The sequence below is a fragment of the Caulobacter radicis genome, from assembly GCF_003094615.1.
GTDB classification, from domain to species: Bacteria; Pseudomonadota; Alphaproteobacteria; order Caulobacterales; family Caulobacteraceae; genus Caulobacter; species Caulobacter radicis.
Genome location: NZ_QDKO01000012.1, coordinates 1 through 24,159 on the forward strand (window position 1 = coordinate 1; position 24,159 = coordinate 24,159).

Consider the following 24,159-nt stretch of genomic DNA (forward strand, 5'->3'; position numbering starts at 1 on the left):
GCCAGCGTGATCGTGATCGCGGCCGTCAGCGTCGTCTTGCCATGGTCAACGTGACCGATGGTGCCGATGTTGCAGTGCGGCTTATTACGTTCGAACTTTTCCTTGGCCATCTTCTTAGCTCCAGGACCCCAGAGGGGCCTTTATCAAAACAGGTTGAACTTCTGGGGTGGGGCGAAAGGGGCTCCTTTGAACCCCTTTCAATCCAGCGTCTAGGCTTTTCCCTAAGGAGAAGCTTAGGCGTACTTCTTGATCACTTCGTCGGCGACGTGTTGCGGCACCGGATCGTAGTGGTCGTAGACCATGCTGAACTGAGCGCGGCCTTGCGACATGCCGCGCAGGGTGTTCACGTAACCGAACATGTTGGCCAGCGGGACGAAGGCGTTCACGACGGTGGCGTTGCCGCGCATGTCCTGACCCTGGATCATACCGCGACGGCTGTTCAGGTCGCCGATGACCGAACCCAGGTACTCTTCCGGGGTCACGACCTCGACCTTCATGATCGGCTCGAGCAGCTTCGGAGCGCCCTTTTCGCGCAGCTCCTTGAAGGCGGCGCGCGAGGCGATTTCGAAGGCCAGGACCGACGAGTCGACGTCGTGGAACTTGCCGTCGGTCAGGGTCGCCTTGAAGTCGATCAGCGGGAAGCCGGCCAGCAGGCCGTTGTCCTTGACCGATTCCAGGCCCTTCTGGACGCCCGGGATGTATTCCTTCGGCACGGCGCCGCCGACGATCGAGTTTTCGAACACGAAGCCCGAACCCGGCTCGCCCGGTTCGAAGGTGATCATGACGCGGGCGAACTGGCCCGTACCACCGGTCTGCTTCTTGTGCGTGTAGTCGATGTCGACCTTGCGGCCCAGCGATTCACGGTAGGCCACCTGCGGCGCGCCGATGTTGGCTTCGACCTTGTAGGTGCGCTTCAGGATGTCGATCTTGATGTCGAGGTGCAGCTCGCCCATGCCCTTCAGGATCGTCTGGCCCGACTCGAAGTCGGTCGAGACGGTGAAGGACGGATCTTCGGCGGCCAGCTTCTGCAGGGCGACGCCCAGCTTTTCCTGGTCGGCCTTCGACTTGGGCTCGACGGCGATCTCGATGACCGGGGCCGGGAATTCCATGCGCTCCAGGATCACCGGCGACTTCAGCGGATCGCACAGGGTGTCGCCCGTGCGGGTTTCCTTGAGGCCGGCCAGGGCGACGATGTCGCCGGCGTAGGCTTCCTTGATGTCTTCACGGTTGTTGGAGTGCATGAGCAGCATGCGGCCGACCCGCTCGCGCTTGTCGCGCGTCGAGTTCAGCAGGCTCATGCCGGTTTCCATCTTGCCCGAGTAGAGGCGGCAGAAGGTCAGCGAACCGACGAAGGGGTCGTCCATGATCTTGAACGCCAGAACCGACAGCGGCTCTTCGTCCGAGGCCTTACGGACGATTTCTTCTTCGGTCTTGAAGTCGATGCCCTTGGTCGGCGGGATGTCCACCGGCGACGGCAGGTAGTCGACGACGGCGTCGAGCAGGGGCTGGACGCCCTTGTTCTTGAAGGCCGAGCCGCAGAGGATCGGGTAGAAGGCGCCGGTCAGCACGGCCTTGCGGATGCACTTCTTGATGACTTCTTCCGAGGGCTCTTCGCCGCCCAGGTAGGCTTCCATGGCGTCGTCGTCGAGTTCGACGGCGTTCTCGACCAGGTAGGCGCGGGCCTCGACGGCCTTGTCCAGCAGGTCGGCCGGGATCTCTTCGTCGCGATAGGTCGCGCCCAGGCCGTCGTTGTCCCAGACCACGGCCTTCATGCGGACCAGGTCCACGAGGCCCTTCAGGTTGGATTCAGCGCCGATCGGGAATTGGATCGGAACGGCCTTGGCGCCCAGACGGTCGCGGATCGACTCGACCGACTTGTCGAAGTCGGCGCCGATCTTGTCCATCTTGTTGACGAACACGATCCGCGGAACCTTGTACTTGTCGGCCTGGCGCCAGACGGTTTCGGTCTGCGGCTCGACGCCGGCGTTGCCGTCCAGCACCGTCACGGCGCCGTCGAGGACGCGCAGGCTGCGCTCGACTTCGATGGTGAAGTCGACGTGCCCGGGGGTGTCGATGATGTTGAGGCGCTTGTCGTTCCAGAAAGCGGTCGTCGCGGCCGACGTGATGGTGATGCCGCGTTCCTGCTCCTGCTCCATCCAGTCCATGGTCGCGGCGCCGTCGTGGACTTCGCCGATCTTGTGGGACTTACCGGTGTAATACAGGATCCGCTCGGTCGTCGTCGTCTTGCCCGCGTCGATGTGGGCCATGATGCCGAAGTTGCGGTAGTCTTCGATTTTATGCGTGCGGGGCATAGCGATCGCTCTGCGAAACGGGGCGGCCCTGACGGACACGACCGGGATTTAAACGTGCGGCGCGGGCGGTTTATCGCAAACCGCCCGCGCCTGAAAGGGTGCTGGTAAGAAAGCTTACCAGCGGTAGTGCGAGAAGGCCCGGTTGGCTTCAGCCATCTTGTGGGTGTCTTCGCGCTTCTTCACGGCGGTGCCGCGGTTGTTCGACGCGTCGAGCAGCTCACCAGCCAGCTTTTCCGTCATGGTGTTTTCACCGCGCTTGCGAGCGGCGGTCACCAGCCAACGGATGGCCAGGGCGCGGCGACGGTCCGGACGGACCTCGACCGGCACTTGGTACGTGGCGCCGCCGACGCGGCGCGAACGGACTTCGATCGCCGGGGCGACGTTGTCCAGGGCGGAGTGGAAGGTTTCAAGCGGACCTTGGTCCTTGCGCTTGGCTTCCAGGATATCGAAGGCGCCGTAGATGATGTTTTCGGCGACGGCTTTTTTGCCTTCGTACATCACGTAGTTCATGAACTTCGTGACAACCAGATCCCCAAACTTGGGGTCCGGCAGGACTTGACGCTTCTCGGCGCGACGGCGGCGGGACATTCTTCTTCTTCCTTACTTCGGACGCTTGGCGCCGTAGAGCGAACGACGCTGCTTACGATCCTTGACACCTTGGGTGTCGAGGACGCCGCGCAGGATGTGATAGCGGACGCCGGGCAAGTCCTTGACGCGGCCGCCGCGGATGAGCACCACCGAGTGCTCCTGCAGATTGTGGCCTTCGCCCGGAATGTAGCACACGGCTTCGATGCCGGTGGTCAGACGGACCTTGGCGACCTTACGCAGAGCCGAGTTCGGCTTCTTCGGGGTCGTCGTGTAGACGCGGGTGCAGACGCCGCGACGTTGGGGGCAGCCCTTCAGGGCGGGCACCTTGTTCCGGACCGGCTTCGGAGAGCGCGGCTTGCGGATGAGCTGGTTGACGGTAGGCATTAAGTCTCTGCTCTGATGGAAGCGTGTGCCTTTCGGCCGAAGCGCTTCAGGGTCCTTGTCGTTGTTCTTTTCCGGCTTCAAGGCTCCGGTTGGAGACCCGATAAACACGAAACTCGCCGGGACGCGGAAAGCGTTCCGGCGGGCCTGCCGTCGGTTTAGGGACGGACGCTCATCAGGACGGGCGCAAGACCCACCTCGAAAAGAGCGCGGAACCTACTCGCGAAGGGGCTCCACGTCAATCGTCGCCTTCCGCGTCGGTTAATGGGACGTTTACGCGCGACGCGCGACGGTCACGCTTTCGCCATCAGCGATCGCCAGCCTGGGCTCGCAACCTTCCCTTGTCGTCGAGTTCCTCGTGGTCGAAGCCGCCGCGCGATCCATAACCCTTCTGCTGGATCGCCCCGTCGAAGCCAAGCCCGACAAGCGGTTCTGGGCCGTGGCGGGCGGATCGGCGGCGGTGCACCTGGCGGTGCTCGCCTGGCTGGCCCTGCCCGTGCGGGAGGTGTTTCCCGACCAGGACACGGTGTCGACCGTGACCATCGACCTGATGACGCAGACCCCGCGCGAGGTCCCCCGGCAAGCGGCCGAGGCCGCCCCGGCGACGGCGGCCAGCCCCCTGCCGATTCCACGCGAGGCCCGGCGGCCGGCGCCCTCGGGAATCGCTCCCTCCCCGTTCGTGGCCGCCCCCTCGGCGGGCCAGCGCGACCGCGGCGCCTCGAACCATCCCGCGCCCCTGCCCGCCGCCCAGCCCGGCGGCGACCTGAAGGCGGCGCTGCGGGGCAGCGGCGCGGGCTGCGCCAACGACCGCGCCGTGGGCCTGAACCGGCGCGAACGCGAGCGCTGCGACGAGCGCTGGGGCGAGGCCGCCCGCAAGGCCCCCGAATACGCGGCCCCCATCGAAGCCGCCAAACGCCGCGACTTCGACATCCAGTCGCTGCGGCAGGAGGCCGCCCGCGCCTATCGCGACGCGCCCATGGGGCCCGGCGTCGACCATCGCAGCCGCGACGGCCCCGGCCGAGGCAAGGACATCCCCATGGTCGGCGGCCTGGAGCAGGACGGCCTGGGCCGCCAGCGCGACGCCACCCAGCAGAAGCTGCGCCTGCTGGAGATGCAGCAGAAGAAAGACTAGCGCCCTTCCCTACCGGGCGACCGGCAGGTGCTTGGCCAGGAACTGCTCGGCGGCCTCCAGCATGCGGGTGCGGGAGGCGGCGTTCATCAGGTAGTGGTCGTCCTTCTCGAGCGCGAGCGTCTCGACCGGCCGGCCGGCCGCCTGCAGGGCGTCGCGCATGCGCTCGGACTGGGCCGGCAGCACCGTGGTGTCGCGCTCGCCCCAGACCAGCAGCACCGGCGGCGTGGTCTTGCTGACCCGGCGGGCGGGCGAGATCGAGGTCAGGGCGGTCGGATCGCTGACGGTGGAGCCCATGACCTGGCGCCAGTAGCGGAACGAGTCGGAGTCCTTGCCGTAGGCGGTCACCGTCTCGCCCAGGGCCTGCGGCAGGTCGGAAACGCCGTTGACCGAGACCGCGCAGCGATAGGCCTCCGGGTGAAGGGTCGCGCCGGCCAGGGCCGAATAGCCGCCGAAACTGGCGCCGACGATGCAGACACGGGCCGGGTCGACCACGCCCTCGGCCGCCAGGCTGGCGACGCCGTCCAGCAGGTCGGTCTGGATCTTGCCGCCCCATTCGCGCTCGCCCGCCTTCTCGAAGGCGTCGCCGAAGCCGGAGGAACCCCGGAACTGCGGTTGCAGCACGGCGTAGCCGCGGGTGGCCAGGAACTGCGCCCACCAGTCGAAGTCGAAGCCGTCGCGCGCGGCGGGGCCGCCGTGCGGCATGACGATCAGCGGCAGCTTGCCGCCCGCGGCCGGCGCGCCCGGCGGCAGGGTCAGGTAGGCCGGGATCTCCAGGCCGTCGCGCGCCTTGTAGGTCAGCCAGCGGGTCTGGCCCAGCGGCTGGTCCTTGAGCTCGGGATACTCCTCGCCCAGGGGCGAGATCTCCTTGCGGGTCCTGTCGAACAGATACCAGGTGGCCGGCGCCGACGGCGAGGTCATCCGGGCGACGAACCGCGTGCGGTCCTTCGACCAGCCGGTCAGCAGCACGTCGCGACCCTTGAAGGCCCGCGACAGCGCGCCGTGCACCGTAGCCAGCTGCGGATCGAGCCATTCGTACACCGGGCGCTCGCCGCCCGAGACGATGGCCGCCGGCGTGGTCAGGTGGGCGTCGCGCAACAGGCCGACGTCCTGGTTGGTCACCGACTTGCCGACCAGCTCCGGCTCGCCCCCGGCCAGCCGGATGCGAACCACCTGCGAGACGCCGTCGGCGCCTTTGCGGACCATGAAGGCGGCGTCCTCGGCGTCGGAATAGCCCAGATAGCTGTCGTCGCGGTCGGCGCTGGCCAGAGGCCGCCACTGCTTCTGGCCCTTGGCGCGGGCATGGATGCTGATCTTGTGGCTGATGATGTCTTCGTCGATGCGCACGCGGGCCTCGCCCTCGGCGTCGACGCTCCAGCGCTTGGTGTCGGGCGTGCCCCGCTCGGCGACGTTGCCGCGCCCCTTGGCCACGTCCACCCGCCACAGGGTCCAGACCAGCGGGTTGATCACCCCCTTGCGAACCAGGCGGGTGCCGAGATTGCCCTCGCCATTGTCGACCACCTGGTCCAGGCCCAGGACCATGGCCTTGGGCTTGTCGCCGTCGACCACGCCCAGCACCGGCTGGCTCAGCGCATAGGCCGACGGGTTGTCGCCCTCGAGCAGGGTCGAGACCACCTTGCCCTTGTTGTCGACGACGACGTTGCGCTCGAAGCGGTAGGCGTTGCGCGGGCCGACCGTCTGCCAGTAGGCCGCGCGGACCAGCAGGTAGTTCTCGCCCACCCAGCGCACGTCCATGGTCTGGACATCGCCGAGGGAGAGCTGCGTCTCGCCGGGCTTGTCGATGGTGGCGAAGCGGACGGTGCGCGCCGCCGGCGCGCCCCCCAGGATGGCCAGCTGGTCGCCGGCCGGCGACATGGCCACGTCCTGCACGCCCGGCAGCCGGCCGAAGGCCGACGCCGGAAGCGGCGACTGGGCCTGCGCGCCCTGGAAGGCGACAAGCGACAGCGCGGCCGCAACACCGATTTTAGAAAGCACACTCGCCCCCGAGAATACGCGCCCAGCGACACTTCGCCGGCTGCGTACACTCAAGGCGATACCGACCCAGGGCGTCAAGCCCAAGGCCAAGCTTGAAATCAGCCCGCGCGGCGCAATGCCGAAGAAGACGCCTGCGAGGTGCGGAAGCGCGCCACCATGCCCGACAGCTCGTCGGCGGCGGTTACCAGGTTGCGGCTGTCGCCGGCCGAGCGGCTGATCAGGGCCGCGTTGCGCTGGGCGCCCTGGTCCATCTGGTTCACCGCCGTGTTGACCTGCGACAGGCCCACCGACTGTTCCTGGGCGCCGGCGGCGATCTGGCTGACGATGCCGTCGATGGCCTCGACCTGGGCGACGATCTTCTGCAGGGCCTCGCCCGTGCGGCCGACCAGCTTCACCCCGGCCTCGACCTGACGGGCGCTGTCGGCGATGTGGACCTTGATCTCCTTGGCCGCCTCGGCCGAGCGCTGGGCCAGGGCCCGCACTTCCTGGGCGACGACCGCGAAGCCCTTGCCGGCGTCGCCGGCGCGAGCGGCTTCCACGCCCGCGTTCAGGGCCAGAAGGTTGGTCTGGAAGGCGATCTCGTCGATCACGCCGACGATCTGGCCGACCTGGTGCGACGAGGCCTCGACCCCGCCGATGGCGGCGATGGTGTCTTCGACGACCGTGCGCGAACGGCCGGCCTCGGTCTGGGCTTCACGAACGGCCATGTGGGCCCCGCGAGCGCCCTCGGCGGTGCGGCGGACGGTGACGGTGATCTCTTCCAGGGCCGCGGCCGTCTCTTCCAGGCTGGCGGCCTGCTGTTCGGTGCGGTCGGAGATGTCGGACGAAGCGTCGGCGATGCTGCCGGCGCCGGCGTTGAGCGCGCCGACGGCGTCGACCACCGAGCTCATCGCCGCTTCCAGGCGCTCGACGGCCTGGTTGAAGTCGCTGCGCAGACCCTCGTAGTCGTTGGCGAAGGGCTGGTCGAGCCGAACCGTCAGGTCGCCGTTCGACAGGCGGCCCAGGCCTTCGGCCAGGCTCTCGACCACCAGGCTCTGCTCGCGCGCCGAGCGGGCGTCGCGAGCCTGGGCGGCGGCGCGATCGGCCTCGGCCTGGTCGCGATCGCTGGCGGCGTCGGCCTCGATGCGGCGCTTGGCCTCGGCGTCGTCGCGGAAGGCGTGCACGGCGTCGGCCATCAGGCCGATGTCGTCGCGGCGGCCGCCGAACGGCAGGGCGACGTTGAGGTCGCCCTTCATCAGGCGGGCCATGGCCTCGCGCAGGGTCTTCAGCGGCGACAGCTGGCGGCGGACGGTCAGCACCGAGGCGACGCCCCCGGCCATGCCCAGCAGTACGCCGGCCACGCCCAGCCAGGCCAGCTGGCGGTAGACCGGACCGAAATAGATGTCCTTGGGCACGCCCACGAACATCACGCCGATCACCTGGCCAGAGGCGTCCTTGATCGGGTCGTAGGCGACGAAGTAGTCGCGCTTGAGGATCTTGGTCTCGCCGCGATAGGGCTCGCCACGACCGAGCACGGCGTCATAGACCGGCCCCTGGGCCAGGCTGGTGCCGACGGCGCGCGAGCCGTCCGGCTTCTCGACATTGGTGCTGATGCGCTTGTCGCCGGCGAACACGGTGGCCACGCCCCCGGCCAACGCCTTGACGCGATCGACCCCGGCCAGGTCGCCGTTCAGCACATGGTCGCCGACCATCAGCTGGTCGCCCTCGCGGCGGAACGACTGGCCCTGGCGGCCGATGACGTCCCAGGCCACGCGCATGCTGGTTTCCTGCTGGGCCACGGCCTGGCGCTTGGCGAAGCCGAGCGAGCTCCAGGCGACCACGGCGAGCAGCCCGGCCAGCAGAACGGCGAAGGCGGCGGCGATGGTCAGGCTGACCTTGGTGGAGATGTCCGAGCGCATGATGTCCGGGCGAGAGGAAGGAATTTGCACTCCTTTTCACCCCGCCCGGCTGAAATTTCATTTAACGCGCTGAAATAACGAGAGTCTTTTTACAATTCGTCACATTTCCACCGAAGGTTGCCCGGTCAAGATTGCGTCTTCGCCGACCTGGTCTGCGCCCCTTGGCAGTAGTCCTTCCAGCCCGTCCAGTAATTGACGTCGATATGGGCGCAGCCGGCCTGGTTCATGGCGGTCTCGGCCTCGTACCAGTCGACCTTGGTCTCCCCCAGATACTTCAGGACCAACTTGCGACACTGCGGCAGGGCGCGAGGCGACAGGTTGTCGTCGGCGATCAGCACCAGGAAATCGCCCGCCGCCTCGCCCTTGCGGACCACGATCCCCTTCCAGGCCTCGCCGGGCAGGGCTGCATCGCCGCACAGGCTCTTGCCCTGCCCCGGCGTGTCGCTGATAGCCAGATCACGGAAGATGACCGACGCGCCCAGATCCTGGGCGATGACCTGAGCGGCGCCGTCGACGAAGGCGCGGTCGGCGACGGGAAAGCCATCGGACGGCTTGGGCGCTGGCGGCGCGGACGCCTCAGGCGCACATGCGGCCAGACCCAGCACAGCGACGACGGCCGCGATCGAGAAGCTGCGAAACATGGATGTCCCCCGACATCAGGCCGCCCCGGCGACCGCGCAAAACAAAAGAGCGGCCGGGTTTCCCCGACCGCTCCTTGTCTAGCACAACCTTAAAGGCTGTCGGCCGCCGATTACTCGGCGTCCGCCCTGGATGCCTGCCGACATCCAGGTTTCCGAGTGGTCTCGGACGCTTATTCGGCGTCCGAGAGCGCGATCTCGGCCGGCAGCGGCTCCATCGCCTCTTCGCGCTGCTGGGCCAGCTGCTCGTCGCGCTTGGCGGCGACGCGCTGCAGGCTGCGCAGGTAGGAACCCGTACCAGCGGGGATCAGGCGACCCACGATGACGTTTTCCTTCAGGCCTTCCAGGGTGTCGGTCTTGCCGTGCACCGAGGCTTCGGTCAGGACGCGGGTCGTTTCCTGGAACGACGCGGCCGAGATGAAGCTCTTGGTCTGCAGCGAGGCCTTGGTGATGCCGAGCAGCACCGGCTGGGTCACAGCCGGACGGCCGCCGCGGGCGATCGCCTTGTCCTGTTCCTTGTCGAACTCCGGCTTATCAAGGTGGTCGCCCTTGATGAGGCCGGTGTCGCCGGGCTCGATGATCTCGACCTTTTGCAGCATCTGACGAACGATCGTCTCGATGTGCTTGTCGTTGATCGGCACGCCCTGCAGTCGATAGACCTCCTGGATCTCGTCGACGAGGAAGTTGGCCAGGGCCTCGACGCCCAGGATGCGCAGGATGTCGTGCGGATCCGGGTTGCCGTCGATGATGTACTCGCCGCGCGTGATGTAGTCGCCATCATGCACCGCGATGTGCTTGCCCTTCGGGATCAGGAACTCGACCGCTTCGGGCTGGTTGCCGTCGGCGTCGACGTCCGGAGTGATCTTGATCCGGCGCTTGTTCTTGTAATCCTTGCCGAATTCGACACGGCCGTCCATTTCCGCGATGACCGCGCAGTCCTTCGGACGGCGGGCTTCGAAGAGTTCGGCGACGCGCGGCAGACCACCGGTGATGTCCCGGGTCTTGGCGCCTTCGGTCGGGATACGGGCGATGACCTCACCCGGCTTCACTTCGTCGCCGTCGGCCACCGAGAGAATGGCGCCGACCGACAGGAGGTAGCGAGCCTCGCCGCCGTTCGACAGACGCTTGTAGCTGCCATCCTCGGCCAGCACGCCCATGGCCGGACGCAGGTCCGAACCGCGGGCCGACGCGCGCCAGTCGGCGATGACGCGCTGGGCGATGCCCGTCGCTTCGTCGACTTCTTCGCGGACCGAGAAGCCGTCCACCAGGTCTTCGGCGCGGATGCGGCCGCCGACTTCGGTGATGATCGGCGTGGTGTAGGGGTCCCAGTCGGCCAGGCGCTGGCCGCGCTTGACGGTGTCGCCGTCCTTGATCTTCAGGCGAGCGCCGTACGGCGGCTTGTAGTTTTCGCGTTCCTTGCCGTCGACCAGCACGCTCACCGAGGTGTTGCGGCTCATCACGACCAGGGCGCCGTCGGAAGCCACCACGGTGGCGCCGCTGACGCGGGCGACACCGTCGTTGCTGCTTTCGAAGAACGACTGCTCGGCCACCTGGGCGGTGCCGCCGATGTGGAACGTACGCATGGTCAGCTGCGTGCCCGGCTCACCGATCGACTGGGCGGCGATGACGCCGACAGCTTCACCGATGTTGACCGGAGTGCCGCGAGCCAGGTCGCGGCCGTAGCAGGCGCCGCAGACGCCGATCTTGGCTTCGCAGGTCAGGACCGAGCGGACCTTCACCGACTGGACGGCCGCCGCCTCGATGGCGTCGGCGATGTTCTCGTCGATGTAGGTGTCGGCCGGAACCACCAGCTCGCCGGTGCTCGGGTTCTTGATGTCCTCGGCCGAGAAGCGGCCCAGGACCCGCAGGCCCAGCGAGACCAGCACGTCGCCGCCTTCGACCACGGCGTGAAGGGTGATGCCCTTCGTGGTGCCGCAGTCTTCCTCGACGATGATGCAGTCCTGCGCGACGTCGACCAGACGACGGGTCAGGTAACCCGAGTTGGCCGTCTTCAGCGCGGTGTCGGCCAGACCCTTACGGGCGCCGTGGGTGGAGTTGAAGTACTCCTGAACGGTCAGGCCTTCCTTGAAGTTCGAGACGATCGGGGTCTCGATGATTTCACCGGACGGCTTGGCCATCAGGCCGCGCATGCCGCCCAGCTGCTTCATCTGGGCTTGCGAACCACGGGCGCCGGAGTGGGCCATCATGTAGATGGCGTTGATTTCCTTCTCGCGGCCGTTCTCGTCCTTATGCTTCGTCTGAAGCTCGGCCATCATCTCGTCGGCGACGCGATCGGTGGCCTTGGCCCAGGCGTCAACGACCTTGTTGTACTTCTCACCCTTGGTGATCAGGCCGTCGGCGTACTGCTGCTCATATTCCTCGGCCAGGGCGCGCGTCTCGGCGACGATCGCTTCCTTGCGCTTCGGAATGATGATGTCGTCCTTGCCGAACGAGATGCCGGCCTTGGCGGCTTCCTTGAAGCCCAGGCCCATGACCTGGTCGGCGAAGATCACCGTCGCCTTCTGACCGCAGTGGCGGTAGACGATGTCGATGAGGTTGCCGATTTCCTTCTTGGTCAGCGCCTTCTCGATCAGTCGGTGACCGATCGCGGGGTGGCGCGGCAGCAGGGCGGCGATCTTCATGCGGCCCGGGGTGGTGTCGATCACGCGGCGGCGAGCCACGCCATCGGCGTCCACTTCGGTGAAGCGCGACTTGATCTTGGCGTGCAGCGACACGACGCCGGCGTCCATGGCGGCTTCGATTTCACCCAGATCGGCGAAGATCTTGCCTTCACCCGGCTCACCCTCGCGAGCGACCGACAGGTAGTACAGGCCCAGGACGATGTCCTGCGACGGCACGATGATCGGGCGACCGTTGGCGGGCGACAGGATGTTGTTGGTCGACATCATCAGGACGCGCGCTTCCAGCTGAGCTTCCAGGCTCAGCGGGACGTGCACGGCCATCTGGTCGCCGTCGAAGTCGGCGTTGAACGCGGCGCAGACCAGCGGGTGCAGCTGGATGGCCTTGCCCTCGATCAGCTTCGGTTCGAACGCCTGGATGCCCAGACGGTGAAGCGTCGGGGCGCGGTTCAGCAGGACCGGGTGCTCGCGGATCACCTCTTCGAGGATGTCCCACACCTGGGGCTGCTCGCGCTCGACCATGCGCTTGGACTGCTTGACGGTGCCCGACAGGCCCTTGGCGTCCAGGCGCGCGTAGATGAACGGCTTGAACAGCTCCAGCGCCATCTTCTTGGGCAGGCCGCACTCGTGCAGCTTCAGGTCCGGACCCACGACGATGACCGAACGGCCCGAGTAGTCGACGCGCTTGCCGAGCAGGTTCTGACGGAAGCGGCCTTGCTTGCCCTTCAGCATGTCGGCCAGCGACTTCAGCGGGCGCTTGTTGGCGCCGGTGATGACGCGACCGCGACGGCCGTTGTCGAACAGGGCGTCGACCGACTCCTGCAGCATCCGCTTTTCGTTGCGGATGATGATGTCGGGCGCGCGCAGCTCGATGAGGCGCTTCAGACGGTTGTTACGGTTGATGACCCGGCGGTACAGGTCGTTCAGGTCCGAGGTCGCGAAGCGGCCGCCGTCCAGCGGCACCAGCGGACGCAGTTCCGGCGGGATGACCGGAACGACGGTCAGCACCATCCACTCGGGACGGTTGCCCGACTCCTGGAAGGCTTCCAGGATCTTCAGGCGCTTGCTGAACTTCTTCTGCTTCATGTCCGACACGGTGCCGGCCAGTTCCTCGCGCAGACGCTCGGCCTCTTTCTCGAGGTCGATGGCCTTCAGCAGGTTCTGGACGGCCTCGGCGCCGATCTCGGCGGTGAAGCTGTCGTCGCCGTACTCGTCCTGAGCGCGGATGTAGTCGTCTTCCGACAGCAGCTGGTGCTGCTTCAGCGGGGTCAGGCCCGGCTCGGTGACGATGTAGTATTCGAAGTAGAGGACGCGCTCGATGTCCTTCAGCGGCATGTCGAGCATCATGGCGATGCGCGAGGGCAGCGACTTCAGGAACCAGATGTGAGCGACCGGCGAGGCCAGCTCGATGTGGCCCATGCGCTCACGGCGAACGCGGGCGAGGGTGACTTCCACGCCGCACTTTTCGCAGATGATGCCCTTGTACTTCATGCGCTTGTACTTGCCGCACAGGCATTCGTAGTCCTTGGTCGGGCCAAAGATACGGGCGCAGAACAGGCCGTCACGCTCGGGCTTGAACGTGCGGTAGTTGATGGTCTCGGGCTTCTTGATCTCGCCGAACGACCACGAACGGATCTTTTCCGGCGAGGCGAGCGAGATGCGGATCTGGTCGAAGGTCGGCGTGGCCTGGACCGGATTGAAGATGTTCAGGACTTCCTGGTTCATCTTGGTTCCTTCTGCGGGACTACCCGCGAAAATTCAAAGTGGAGAAGAGGCTGAAAGGGGCCCCTCCCCCGCCGGCTCGGCGGAGGAGGGAGATCCGGATCAGCTGTTCTCCAGCTCGACGTTCAGGCCGAGCGAGCGCATTTCCTTGACCAGCACGTTGAAGCTTTCCGGGATACCGGCTTCGAACGTGTCGTCGCCACGGACGATCGACTCGTAGACCTTGGTCCGGCCGGCCACGTCGTCCGACTTCACCGTCAGCATTTCCTGCAGGGTGTAGGCGGCGCCGTAGGCTTCCAGAGCCCACACTTCCATTTCCCCGAAGCGCTGACCGCCGAACTGGGCCTTGCCGCCCAGCGGCTGCTGGGTGACCAGCGAGTACGGACCGATCGAACGGGCGTGGATCTTGTCGTCGACCAGGTGGTGCAGCTTCAGCATGTAGATGTAGCCGACCGTGACCGGACGCTTGAACTGCTCGCCGGTGGTGCCGTCGAACAGGATCGACTGACCCGAACGGTTCACGCCGGCCATCTCGAGGTGGTCCTCGATGTCTTCCATGCGCGCGCCGTCGAAGACGGGGGTGGCGATCGGGATGCCCTTGCCGAGGTTCTTGGCCAGTTCGACCAGGTCTTCCTCGGTATCCGGCAGCTCTTCGTCCGGGCCGTAGACGTCACGCAGACGCTGGACCAGGGCTTCCTTCTGGCCGCCGTGCTGCCAGTCCTCGAGCAGACCGGTGATCTGCTTGCCGAGGTTGGCGCAGGCCCAGCCCAGGTGGGTTTCGAAGATCTGACCGACGTTCATGCGCGAAGGCACGCCCAGCGGGTTCAGCACGAGGTCCACGTGGGTGCCGTCGGCGAGGAACGGCATGTCCTCGATCGGCAGGATGCGCGAGATGACGCCCTTGTTGCCGTGACGGCCGGCCATCTTGTCGCCCGGCTGAAGCTTGCGCTTCACGGCCACGAAGACCTTGACCATCTTCATGACGCCCGGGGGCAGTTCGTCGCCGCGTTGCAGCTTGTCGACCTTGTCTTCGAAACGACGGTCGAGGCGCTTGCGGTTCTCGTCGAACAGACGGCGGAGGCTTTCCAGTTCGCCCATCGCCTTCTCGTCTTCGAGAGCGATCTGCCACCACAGGCCCGAAGCCACGCCGGCCAGGCCTTCGGCGGTGATTTCACCGCGCTGCAGGCCCTTGGGACCCGACAGGGCCACCTTGCCGATCAGCAGGTCCTTCAGACGGCCCGAGATGTTGCGGTTCAGGATCGCGAACTCGTCGTCGCGGTCCTTGCCCAGACGATCGATTTCCGAACGTTCGATGGCCAGGGCGCGCTCGTCCTTGTCGACGCCGTGACGGTTGAAGACGCGCACGTCGACGATCGTGCCGGCGACGCCCGGGGGCAGACGCAGGCTGGTGTCGCGGACGTCCGAAGCCTTCTCGCCGAAGATGGCGCGCAGCAGCTTCTCTTCCGGCGTCATCGGGCTTTCGCCCTTCGGCGTCACCTTGCCGACCAGGATGTCGCCCGGCTGGACTTCGGCGCCGATGGCCACGATGCCGGCTTCGTCGAGGTTGCGCAGGGCTTCCTCGCCGACGTTCGGGATGTCGCGGGTGATTTCTTCCGGACCAAGCTTCGTGTCACGGGCCATGACTTCGAATTCCTCGATGTGGATCGAGGTGAAGACGTCGTCACGGACGATGCGTTCGGAGATCAGGATCGAGTCTTCGAAGTTGTAGCCGTTCCAGGGCATGAACGCGACGAGCGCGTTGCGGCCCAGGGCCAGTTCGCCCAGCTCCGTCGACGGACCGTCGGCGATGATGTCGCCGGCGCTGATCTTGTCGCCCACCTTCACCAGCGGACGCTGGTTGATGCAGGTCGACTGGTTCGAGCGCTGGAACTTCGACATCCGGTAGATGTCGACGCCCGAGCGGGCCGGATCGGTCTCTTCGGTGGCGCGCACGACGATACGGGTGCCGTCGATCTGCTCGACGACGCCGGTGCGCTTGGCGATGACCACGGCGCCCGAGTCACGGGCGACGACCGCTTCCATGCCGGTGCCGACCAGCGGGGCGTCGGACTGCACCAGCGGCACGGCCTGACGTTGCATGTTCGAACCCATGAGGGCGCGGTTGGCGTCGTCGTTTTCGAGGAACGGGATCAGGGCGGCGGCCACCGACACGACCTGGCGCGGCGACACGTCCATCAGGTCCACCGTCTCCTTTTGCAGGAGGGTGGGTTCGCCGTTGATGCGGCCCGGAACCAGCTCTTCCAGGATCTCGCCTTCGACCACCTTGATGTTCGACTGGGCGATGACGTGCTTGGATTCCTCCATAGCCGACATGTAGACGACTTCGTCCTGCGGCTTGCCGTCCTTCACGCGACGGTACGGGCTCTCGATGAAGCCGTACTTGTTCACGCGGGCGTGGGTCGCGAGGCTGTTGATCAGACCGATGTTCGGGCCTTCAGGCGTTTCGATCGGGCAGATCCGGCCGTAGTGGGTCGGGTGAACGTCGCGGACTTCGAAGCCGGCGCGCTCACGGGTCAGACCGCCCGGGCCGAGGGCCGAGAGACGACGCTTGTGGGTGATTTCCGACAGCGGGTTCGTCTGGTCCATGAACTGCGACAGCTGGCTGCTGCCGAAGAACTCACGGACGGCCGCAGCGGCCGGCTTCGCGTTGATCAGGTCGTGCGGCATGACGGTGTCGATATCGACCGACGACATGCGTTCCTTGATGGCGCGCTCCATGCGGAGCAGGCCGACGCGGTATTGGTTTTCCAGCAGCTCGCCGACCGAACGCACGCGGCGGTTGCCCAGGTTGTCGATGTCGTCGATTTCGCCGCGGCCGTCGCGCAGACCGACCAGCAGCTTCAGGACGGCCAGGACGTCTTCCTTGCGCAGGACGCGGACTTCGTCCGAGACTTCCTGCTCCAGGCGCATGTTCATCTTCACGCGGCCCACCGACGACAGGTCGTAGCGCTCGGCGTCGAAGAACAGCGACTTGAACATCGCTTCGGCGGCTTCCACCGTCGGCGGCTCGCCCGGACGCATGACGCGGTAGATGTCGAACAGCGCGTCTTCACGGACGGCGTTCTTGTCCACGCGCAGGGTGTTGCGCATGTAGGCGCCGACCGTCACGTGGTCGATGTCGAGCACGTCGATGGTGTCGAAGCCTTGGTCGGCCAGGGCCTGGATCGTGGGGACGTCCAGCTCGTCGCCGGCTTCGGCGTAGATTTCGCCGGTCTCGAAGTTGACGGCGTCGCGGGCCAGGTAGCGGCCGGTCAGGGCTTCCGGACCGAGCAGCAGGGTCTTCAGACCGCCGTCGGCCAGCTTCTTGGCGTTGCGGGCGCTGATCTTCTGGCCAGCCGGAGCGACCTCTTCGCCGGTGTCGGCGTCGATCAGGGCGACTTCCGGCTTCACGCCGCGCCAGCGCTCGGGCTTGTACGGGGTGGCCCAGCCGCCCGAACGCTTCTCGAACGGGACGACGTCGTAGAACGTGGTCAGGATCTCTTCGCCGTCCATGCCCAGGGCATAGAGGAAGGTCGTGGCCGGCAGCTTACGGCGACGGTCGATACGGACGTAGACGATGTCCTTGGCGTCGAACTCGAAGTCGAGCCACGAGCCGCGGTACGGGATCACGCGGGCGGCGAACAGCAGCTTGCCCGAGGCGTGGGTCTTGCCCTTGTCGTGGTCGAAGAACACGCCGGGCGAACGGTGCATCTGCGAGACGATGACGCGCTCGGTGCCGTTGACGATGAAGGTGCCCTTGTCGGTCATGAGCGGGATATCGCCCATGTAGACGTCCTGCTCCTTGATGTCCTTGACGGACCGGGCGCCGGTTTCTTCTTCCGTTTCGAACACGATCAGACGCAGCTTGACCTTCAGCGGCGCAGCGAAGGTCATGTCGCGCTGGATGCATTCCTCGACGTCGTACTTGGGCTCTTCGAACTCGTACGACACGTATTCGAGCACGGCGCGCTCGTTGAAGTCCTTGATCGGGAACACCGACTTGAAGACCGCCTCGACGCCCTCGTCGCGACGCTGGCCCGGACGGACCTCGCGCTGCAGGAACTGTTCGTAGGAGGAGCGCTGAACCTCGATGAGGTTCGGCATCTGCACAGCCTCGGGAATGCGGCCGAACGACTTCCGGATCCGCTTCTTGCCGGTGAAGGATTGCGCCATGTTTTTTCCCTGCGGCGCGGACGGAATCCGCGCGTGAATTCGAATGCCTCGGCGTCCACCCTCGCCGCTCCCCTTGCCGGAGAGCGTCGGACGCTGGAATTCCCCTGACTGGCGACCGGGACCGGAAGCCTGTCGGGCGCCCCTTCGCGCGGATCGGAGGGCGGCTGATCGCGCCTCGGGGCGTTGAAGAGCGGACGTGCGTGGACGCACTCCGCCGAAATGTCTTCGTGAACGGGCCGATATAGGGGATCGAAGCGAGGATGGAAAGGGGGAAACAGCGACCAATTTCACGGCGCGGGCTCGTTCAACCTGGCGACGCTTCCTCCTCGCCAAGGCCCACCGATGACCGCCGCGCTCAAGACCCGCCCCGCAGAGCGGCCGCTGTCGCCCCTGCACCGCATCGCCGCGCGCCTGGACGAGGTTCCGGCCGCCGCTCGAAAGCGGCTGGTCGAGGCCGGGGACGCGCTGACGGACGGCGACTTCGCCCGCGCCGAAAGTCTGGCCGCCGCGGCCTTGCCCGAGGGCGCAAGCCTTGCCCTGCGCCTGATCGGCCTGGTGCGCGAGCGGGCCGGCGCCCTGCCCCAGGCCTTCGAGGCCTTGCGGCAGGCGCACCTGGAGGCGCCGGGCGATCCCGACGGCGTGCGTGATCTGGCCCGCCTGGCCCGGCGCATGGGCCAGCCGGCGCTGGCCGCCGACCTGCTGGCCCGCGTCCGCGCCGCCTGCCCGGGCGACCTGGCCGACGCCCAGGACCTGGCGGCCGTGCTGCGCGACCTCGACCGTTGCGACGAGGCCCTGGTGATCGTCCGCGAAGCCATGGCCGACGCGCCCAAGGCCCCGCACCTCTGGAGCCTGCTGGGCTCGATCGCCGCCCAGAAGGGCGACGACGCCGACGCCCGGGTCTTCCACGACGAGGCCCTGCGCCTGGCGCCGCGCGAGGTTCCGATCCTGGCCAACGCCGCCCTGGCCCGCCTCGACGTCGGCGACGCGGCCGCCGCCAGGGAGGCCTGCGACGCCGCCCTGGCTGCGAGGCCGACACCGCCCCAGGCCGCCGCCGTGCGCCTGGCCCGCGCCACGGCCCGCCTGTGCCTGGGCGACCTTGGCGGCTGGGACGACTACGCCGCCCGCCTGGCGCCCGAGCGGCGCGAGGCGCTGGCCTTCGACATTCCCGCCCCGCGCTGGACGCCGGACCTGCCCTTGCCCGGGCTTTCCCTGCTGCTGGTCAGCGAGCAGGGCCTGGGCGACGAGGTGATGTTCGGCTCCATAATCGGCGACGCCCTGGCCGCTCTCGGCCCCTCCGGACGCCTGACCCTGGCGGTGGAGCCCCGCCTCGTCCCGCTGTTCGCGCGCGCCTGGCCGGGCGTGCGGGTGATCGGCCACGCCACCACCAGCCTGGCCGGCCGCCTGCGCCGCACCGTCCCCGACGCCGGTCCGGTCCAGGCCTGGGCGCCGCTGGGCGACCTGCTGCCGCTGCTGCGCGGGACATTGGAAAGCTTCGGGGACGCAAAGCCCTTCTTCGCGCCCGATCCGGCGCGGGTCGAGCACTGGCGCGGCTGGCTCTCGCGCCTGCCCCCCGGTCGAAAGATCGGCATCCTCTGGCGCAGCGGCCTGATGGCCGGCCTGCGCTCGCGCCGCTTCGCCCCATTCGAGGCGTGGACGCCGGTGCTGGCCACGCCGGGCGCGGTGTTCGTGAACCTGCAATACGGCGACGCCGAGCCGGACCTTGCCCGCGCCCAGACCCAGGGCCTGACGATCCACCGCCCGCCGAACCTCGACCTGATGCAGGAGCTGGAGGGCGTCGCCGCTCTCTGCCAGGCGCTGGACCTCGTCATCGGCCCGCCGACCGCGACCACCAACATCGCCGCCGCCCTCGGCGCCGAAACCTGGATCGTCTCGGCCAACCCGAACTGGCCGGCGCTGGGGACGGCGGGCTACCCCTGGTACCCGGCGGTCAGGGCGTTCCAGCCGGACGGAACGGCGTGGGAGGCGCGGCTGGAAGCGGTGGCGCGGGCGCTGAGTGAATCCTCTCTCTCAGAGAGAGGGAGGGGCCCGCCGCGCAGCGGTGGGAGGGTGAGAGGTTTCACCGCCGGCCGCGGAAACCCGCACCTCTGTGTGGTGTAGTCGCGAGAACGGAGCGCGACGACCGCAGCCTACCCGCCCCACTTCGACTGCGCCCCATCTGGTGAGATTGTACCCTCTCACCCTCCCACGCCTTTGGCGTGGGCCCCTCCCTCTCTCCATGAGAGAGGGTCCAAGAAGAAGGGGAGGACGTTTCCGCCCTCCCCTCTTAGTCTTCCTACTTCACCACCTGCACGGCGGCCTGGGCCTGGGCCGCCAGGGCCTTGTCGCCGGTGGCGGTCAGCTTGCCGGCCTTGTCGTCCCAGCGCAGCTTCACCGTCTTGCCGACGCCCTTCTCGTAGGCGTTGGTGACGCCGTCGTCGTCATAGAGCGAGAACTCGGCGTCGCGGCCCGGATAGACCTTCACCGCGCTGATCGCCTGGGCCTGGCTGGTGTTGGTGATCGGCGCGCCGATCGGCACGATCGAACCGGCGCGGACGAACAGCGGGATGACGTCGATCGGCGCCTTCACGCGGATCGTCTGGCCGCCGGTGTACTTCTGGTTCGTCCAGTAGTCGTACCAGTCGGCGCCGGCCGGCAGGTAGACGTCGCGCTCGGTCTGGCCCTGCTGCGTGACCGGGGCCACCAGGAAGGCCGGGCCGAACATATACTCATCGCCGATGTTCGCCACCTGCGGATCGTTCGGGAAGTCCATGAACAGGCCGCGCATGAAGGGCGAGCCGGTGTCGTAGGTCGTCTTGCCCATCGAGTAGAGGTACGGCATCAGCGCGTAGCGCAGCTTCAGGTACTTGGAGAGGACGTCCTCGGCCTCCTTGCCGAACGACCACAGCTCGTTGCCCTTGCGCATGCCGTGCACCCGCAGGGTCGGGGTGAAGACGCCGTACTGGAACCAGCGGGTGAAGAGCTCGGGATAGTCGTTGTTCTGGCCGACCACGTCGCGGGCGTCCGACGGATCCAGCAGCGGCGCCTTGGTCGCCGTGGTGGTCGAGGGCAGCCACTGCCAGCCGCCGATGTCGTTGCCCCAGTACGCCAGACCGGACGCGGTGAAGTTCAGGCCGGTCGGCACCTGGCGACGCAGGGCCTCCCAGGTGGGCTGGATGTCGGACGACCAGAACAGCGAGCCGTTGCGCTGGGCGCCGGTATAGGCGGCGCGGGCCAGGATCAGGTTGCGCTTGTCGGGACGGTCGCGGCGCGAGCCGTCGGCGGCCAGCTGGGCGTGCATCAGCGGAAAGGCGTTGCGGATGCGGTCGCCCGTGCCGGCGTGGAAGTAGAAGCCCGACGGCACCAGGTCAGGCTCGGTCTCGTCCAGCCACAGCCAGTCGAAGCCCTGCGAGATGATGTTGTCGCGGATCTTGCCCCAGAACCAGTCGCGGGCCTCGGGGTTGGTGCTGTCGATCAGCGCGCCGGTGCGGTCGCTGCGGAACGGCAGGCCGTCGACCGGATTGCCGTTCTCGTCCTTCAGGAACCAGCCCTTGTTGGCCAGGTAGTTGAAGTAGCGGCCTTCCTGCTCGAAGCGGGGCCACACGCTGATGATGGTGTGGATGCCGCGGTCGTGCAGCGTCTTGTTCATGCCGGCCGGATCGGGGAACTGGGCCGGATCGATGTCGATCTGGCCCATGCGGGTCCAGTGGAACCAGTCCAGCACCATGATGTCGAGCGGCAGCTGGCGCTTCTGGTAGCCGTCGGCCACGGCCATGAACTCGGCCTGGCTCTCGTAGCGGGCCTTGGACTGGATGTAGCCGAAGGCGGCCTTGGGCGGCAGCGGCGTCACGCCGGTCAGGGCGCGGTAGCCGGCGTAGATCTCGTCGGTGGTCTTGCCGGTGATGACGAAGAACGACACGCGCTCGCCGACATTGCTCTGCCACAGGGTGCGGCCGTTGACGCCCGGATAGATCTTGGTGGCCGACGGGTTGTCCCACAGGATCCCGTAGCCCTTGCTGGTCACCAGGAACGGCACGCAGACGCTCTCGCCGTGCGGGGCGTCGTAGTCGTGCTTGCAGTCGATGGTGCGGCCGCGCAGGTCGAGCGCGCTTTCCGACTCCTGGTTCTGGCCCAGGCCATAGAAGTGCTCGTCGGCGGTCGTCGAGAAGCTGGCGCCGGCGCGGAAGGTCTTCTCGCCGCTGATCACGTGCGGGGCCATCTCCCAGCCGGTCATGTCGACCAGCGAGGTCCCGTCGGGCTTGCGCACCTTGATCGACACCGGCGGCAGGGCCGGCGCGAAATAGCGCTCCTGCAGGCTGGGCGCGCCCGGCCATGGCTGGGCGACGACTTCCAGCGACAGTTCGGCGGAGGTGAAGATGTCGGCGCCGGCCTTCTGGTCGTGACGCCAGCCCTTGTCGGTGGCCGTCCCGTTGACGCCGTAGCCCGGGGCGCCCTTGGCCAGGTCCTTGTCCTGGCTGATGGTCACGCGGATCACGTTGGGGGCGTAGGTCTCGACCGAGACATAGGCGCCGTTGCGATCCACCGTCGTCTGCGGCGCGGCGACCGCCATGCCCGCCCCGACGCTGAGCGCCAGGCCCGAAACCAGACCCAGGACGCGCGCCTTTGCGCCGTTACCCAGCCAAGCCATGCGATTCCTCCACTAAGTTACCGCTATCATTTACTGATACCGGCGTAGTGGCGGCTGACAGCGCCGTCAACGCACAAGGTGCGATTTATGGGATGAATAGCGCGGCAAGATCCTCCCCTTGAAAGGGGGAGGTGTCGGCGAAGCCGACGGAGGGGCATGTGGCCTGTGAGCCAGCAACCGCCTCGGCCTCTGAAGGGACTTCCCCCTCCGGCCCTCTGGGCCGCCTCCCCCTTCAGGGGGAGGACCTGGGAAAACGAAAACGGGCCCGGAGGTTTCCCTCCGGGCCCGTCTCGTAAGGTCATGAAGACCAGATCCGCGTCAGACGACGCGGAGCCGGATTACTTCACTTGGACCTTGGCGCCGGCTTCGGTCAGCTTCTTGGCGACTTCGTCGGCCTGCTGCTTCGAAACGTTTTCGACGACGTTCTGCGGAGCGCCTTCGACCAGGTCCTTGGCTTCCTTCAGGCCGAGGTCCGGACGGACGCCGCGGACTTCCTTGATCACGTTGATCTTCTTGTCGCCGCCGTCGACCAGGACAACGGTGAACTCGGTTTGCTCTTCAGCGGCTTCAACCGGAGCAGCAGCGCCACCGACGGCGGCCACGGCGACCGGAGCGGCGGCCGAGACGCCCCACTTTTCTTCCAGCAGCTTCGAGAGTTCAGCGGCTTCCAGCACCGACAGGGTGGACAGTTCTTCGACCAGCTTTTCGAGCTTCGACATGTGTCAGTTCCTTAGAGAGATTGGGATAGATTTGCGGGGATGACCGTTACGCGGCGTCTTTGGTCGCGTAGGCATTGAAGACGCGAGCCAGCTGGGCGGCCGGAGCCTGCAGGACGCCAGCGATCTTGGTCGCCGGAGCCTGGATGAGGCCGATGAGCTTGCCACGCAGTTCGTCCAGCGACGGCAGGGTCGCTAGAGCGCGCACCGCGTTCTCGTCCAGCACGTTGGTCTGGTCCAGGACGCCACCGACAATCTTGAGCTTGTCGTTTTCCTTGGCGAACTGCACCGCGATCTTCGCGGCCGAGACAGCGTCCGGGCCGTAGGCGATGGCGACCGGACCGGTGAAGAGCGAGTCGCCCTTTTCACCGAGCTTGCCGTCCAGAGCCTTGAGGGCCAGGGTGTTCTTCACAACCTTGATCGCGGCGCCTTCCTTGCGGAGGCGAAGACGAAGGTCGGTCATTTCCGCAACGGTCAGACCCATGTAGTGGGTCACGACGACAGCGCCGGCATCGGCGAAGACGCTTTTCAGCGACTCGATCGATTCCTGCTTTTGAGCGCGGTCCATTGCGGTCTCCTACTCAGTTGCAGGCGGCCGGACCATTCCGGCAGCCAGATGCTCGTCCCATGCGGAATTGCTCCCGCGCGCGAGTTGCATCAGCCTGTTCCAAGGAAAGTCGGCCGCGCACCTGACTCGGGCAAAGCCGCGAGAGAGGAGGTCTTGGCGTCTCTATCCCTGTCTCCCGACGGCGAGGAAGGGCTCTTCCTCGATTATGGCGCTGGTGACCCCGCGCCCCGCAGTTCTCAAACAGGTTCGCCGCCGAACCGGAGTCCAGCGGAGAGGCGGGCCGTATAGAGGATTTGCACAAGGAACGCAACCGGGTGTCGGAACGCGCCGCGCTCGAACGTCTTCAAGGCGGTGAAACCCGAGAAGGAGCCTTCCCATGCTGGCCCAGTTCGACGCCTCCCCCACCCTCCCGGTCAAGGACCTGGCGCGCGCCAGACGGTTCTACGAGGACGTTCTGGGCCTTCCGCCCGAGGGCGATTCCGAGATGGGCGTCCAGGCCTACCGCGCCGGCGGCGTGAGCCTGACCGTCTACGAGTCCGAGTTCGCCGGAACCAACCAGGGCACGGCCGTCACCTGGCCGGTCGGCGAGCGCTTCGACGCCGTCGTCGCCGCCCTGCGCGACAAGGGCGTGGCTTTCGAGACCTACGACATGCCCGGGATCACGGTGGAAGGCGGCGTGCATCGGGCGGGCGACATGAAGCTTGTGTGGTTCAAGGACCCGGACGGCAACATCCACCACGTGGGGAGCTTCTGAG

Annotated in this window: 15 protein-coding genes; 3 read left to right on the top strand and 12 right to left on the bottom strand. The window is 67.0% G+C overall.

What is annotated here, in order from left to right; all coding sequences use genetic code 11:
- The 4 genes from DDF62_RS07410 to rpsL form a co-directional block, all read right to left on the bottom strand.
- Positions 1-110: GTP-binding protein (locus DDF62_RS07410; RefSeq protein ID WP_133149236.1), on the bottom strand; the 110-nt coding region annotated here is incomplete at its 3' end.
- A 123-nt stretch (positions 111-233) separates the two neighbouring features.
- Positions 234-2,312 carry an elongation factor G gene (fusA, locus tag DDF62_RS07415; protein WP_116488543.1) on the bottom strand — a complete coding sequence of 693 codons (2,079 nt, stop codon included), beginning with the start codon at positions 2,310-2,312 and terminating at the stop codon, positions 234-236.
- Positions 2,313-2,426: 114 nt separating this feature from the next.
- Positions 2,427-2,900, bottom strand: coding sequence for a 30S ribosomal protein S7 (rpsG, locus tag DDF62_RS07420; protein ID WP_004624018.1), 474 nt, complete (start codon positions 2,898-2,900; stop codon positions 2,427-2,429).
- Between the two features lie 12 nt (positions 2,901-2,912).
- A complete protein-coding gene (gene rpsL / locus DDF62_RS07425) occupies positions 2,913-3,284 on the bottom strand; it encodes a 30S ribosomal protein S12 (protein WP_058350131.1) in 372 nt (123 codons plus the stop codon).
- 355 nt (positions 3,285-3,639) lie between these two features.
- Here rpsL and DDF62_RS07435 point away from each other — a divergent pair, with 355 nt between their 5' ends.
- Positions 3,640-4,413 carry a hypothetical protein gene (locus DDF62_RS07435; RefSeq protein WP_244286743.1) on the top strand — a complete coding sequence of 258 codons (774 nt, stop codon included), beginning with the start codon at positions 3,640-3,642 and terminating at the stop codon, positions 4,411-4,413.
- A gap of 9 nt (positions 4,414-4,422) precedes the next feature.
- Here DDF62_RS07435 and DDF62_RS07440 read toward each other — a convergent pair whose 3' ends face one another.
- The 5 genes from DDF62_RS07440 to rpoB form a co-directional block, all read right to left on the bottom strand.
- On the bottom strand, positions 4,423-6,405 hold the full coding sequence (locus DDF62_RS07440) for an alpha/beta hydrolase family protein (protein WP_116488544.1): 1,983 nt from the start codon (positions 6,403-6,405) through the stop codon (positions 4,423-4,425).
- Positions 6,406-6,503: 98 nt separating this feature from the next.
- The gene (locus DDF62_RS07445; protein ID WP_116488545.1) at positions 6,504-8,303 is read right to left on the bottom strand and encodes a methyl-accepting chemotaxis protein; all 1,800 of its coding nucleotides are present in this window, start codon (positions 8,301-8,303) and stop codon (positions 6,504-6,506) included.
- Positions 8,304-8,428: 125 nt separating this feature from the next.
- Entirely contained in the window at positions 8,429-8,944 is a 516-nt protein-coding gene (locus DDF62_RS07450) for a hypothetical protein (RefSeq protein WP_116488546.1), read from the bottom strand.
- A gap of 170 nt (positions 8,945-9,114) precedes the next feature.
- Positions 9,115-13,305, bottom strand: coding sequence for a DNA-directed RNA polymerase subunit beta' (gene rpoC / locus DDF62_RS07455; RefSeq protein WP_116488547.1), 4,191 nt, complete (start codon positions 13,303-13,305; stop codon positions 9,115-9,117).
- Positions 13,306-13,404: 99 nt separating this feature from the next.
- Positions 13,405-17,475: a DNA-directed RNA polymerase subunit beta gene (rpoB, locus tag DDF62_RS07460; protein ID WP_116488548.1), complete on the bottom strand. Its 4,071-nt coding sequence runs from the start codon at positions 17,473-17,475 to the stop codon at positions 13,405-13,407.
- Positions 17,476-17,817: 342 nt separating this feature from the next.
- Between rpoB and DDF62_RS07465 the strand changes: the two genes are divergently transcribed.
- Positions 17,818-19,593: a tetratricopeptide repeat-containing glycosyltransferase family protein gene (locus tag DDF62_RS07465; RefSeq protein ID WP_116488549.1), complete on the top strand. Its 1,776-nt coding sequence runs from the start codon at positions 17,818-17,820 to the stop codon at positions 19,591-19,593.
- Between the two features lie 175 nt (positions 19,594-19,768).
- Here DDF62_RS07465 and DDF62_RS07470 read toward each other — a convergent pair whose 3' ends face one another.
- The 3 genes from DDF62_RS07470 to rplJ form a co-directional block, all read right to left on the bottom strand.
- The gene (locus DDF62_RS07470) at positions 19,769-22,120 is read right to left on the bottom strand and encodes a glycoside hydrolase family 31 protein (RefSeq protein ID WP_116488550.1); all 2,352 of its coding nucleotides are present in this window, start codon (positions 22,118-22,120) and stop codon (positions 19,769-19,771) included.
- Between the two features lie 338 nt (positions 22,121-22,458).
- Positions 22,459-22,839 (bottom strand): 50S ribosomal protein L7/L12, encoded by a 381-nt coding sequence (gene rplL, locus DDF62_RS07475; RefSeq protein ID WP_058346458.1) that lies wholly within the window; start codon positions 22,837-22,839, stop codon positions 22,459-22,461.
- Positions 22,840-22,885: 46 nt separating this feature from the next.
- On the bottom strand, positions 22,886-23,404 hold the full coding sequence (gene rplJ / locus DDF62_RS07480; RefSeq protein ID WP_101719577.1) for a 50S ribosomal protein L10: 519 nt from the start codon (positions 23,402-23,404) through the stop codon (positions 22,886-22,888).
- Between the two features lie 376 nt (positions 23,405-23,780).
- Between rplJ and DDF62_RS07485 the strand changes: the two genes are divergently transcribed.
- Positions 23,781-24,158, top strand: a complete 378-nt coding sequence (locus tag DDF62_RS07485; protein ID WP_116488551.1) for a VOC family protein — start codon at positions 23,781-23,783, stop codon at positions 24,156-24,158.
- The last annotated feature ends 1 nt before the right edge of the window (position 24,159 follow it).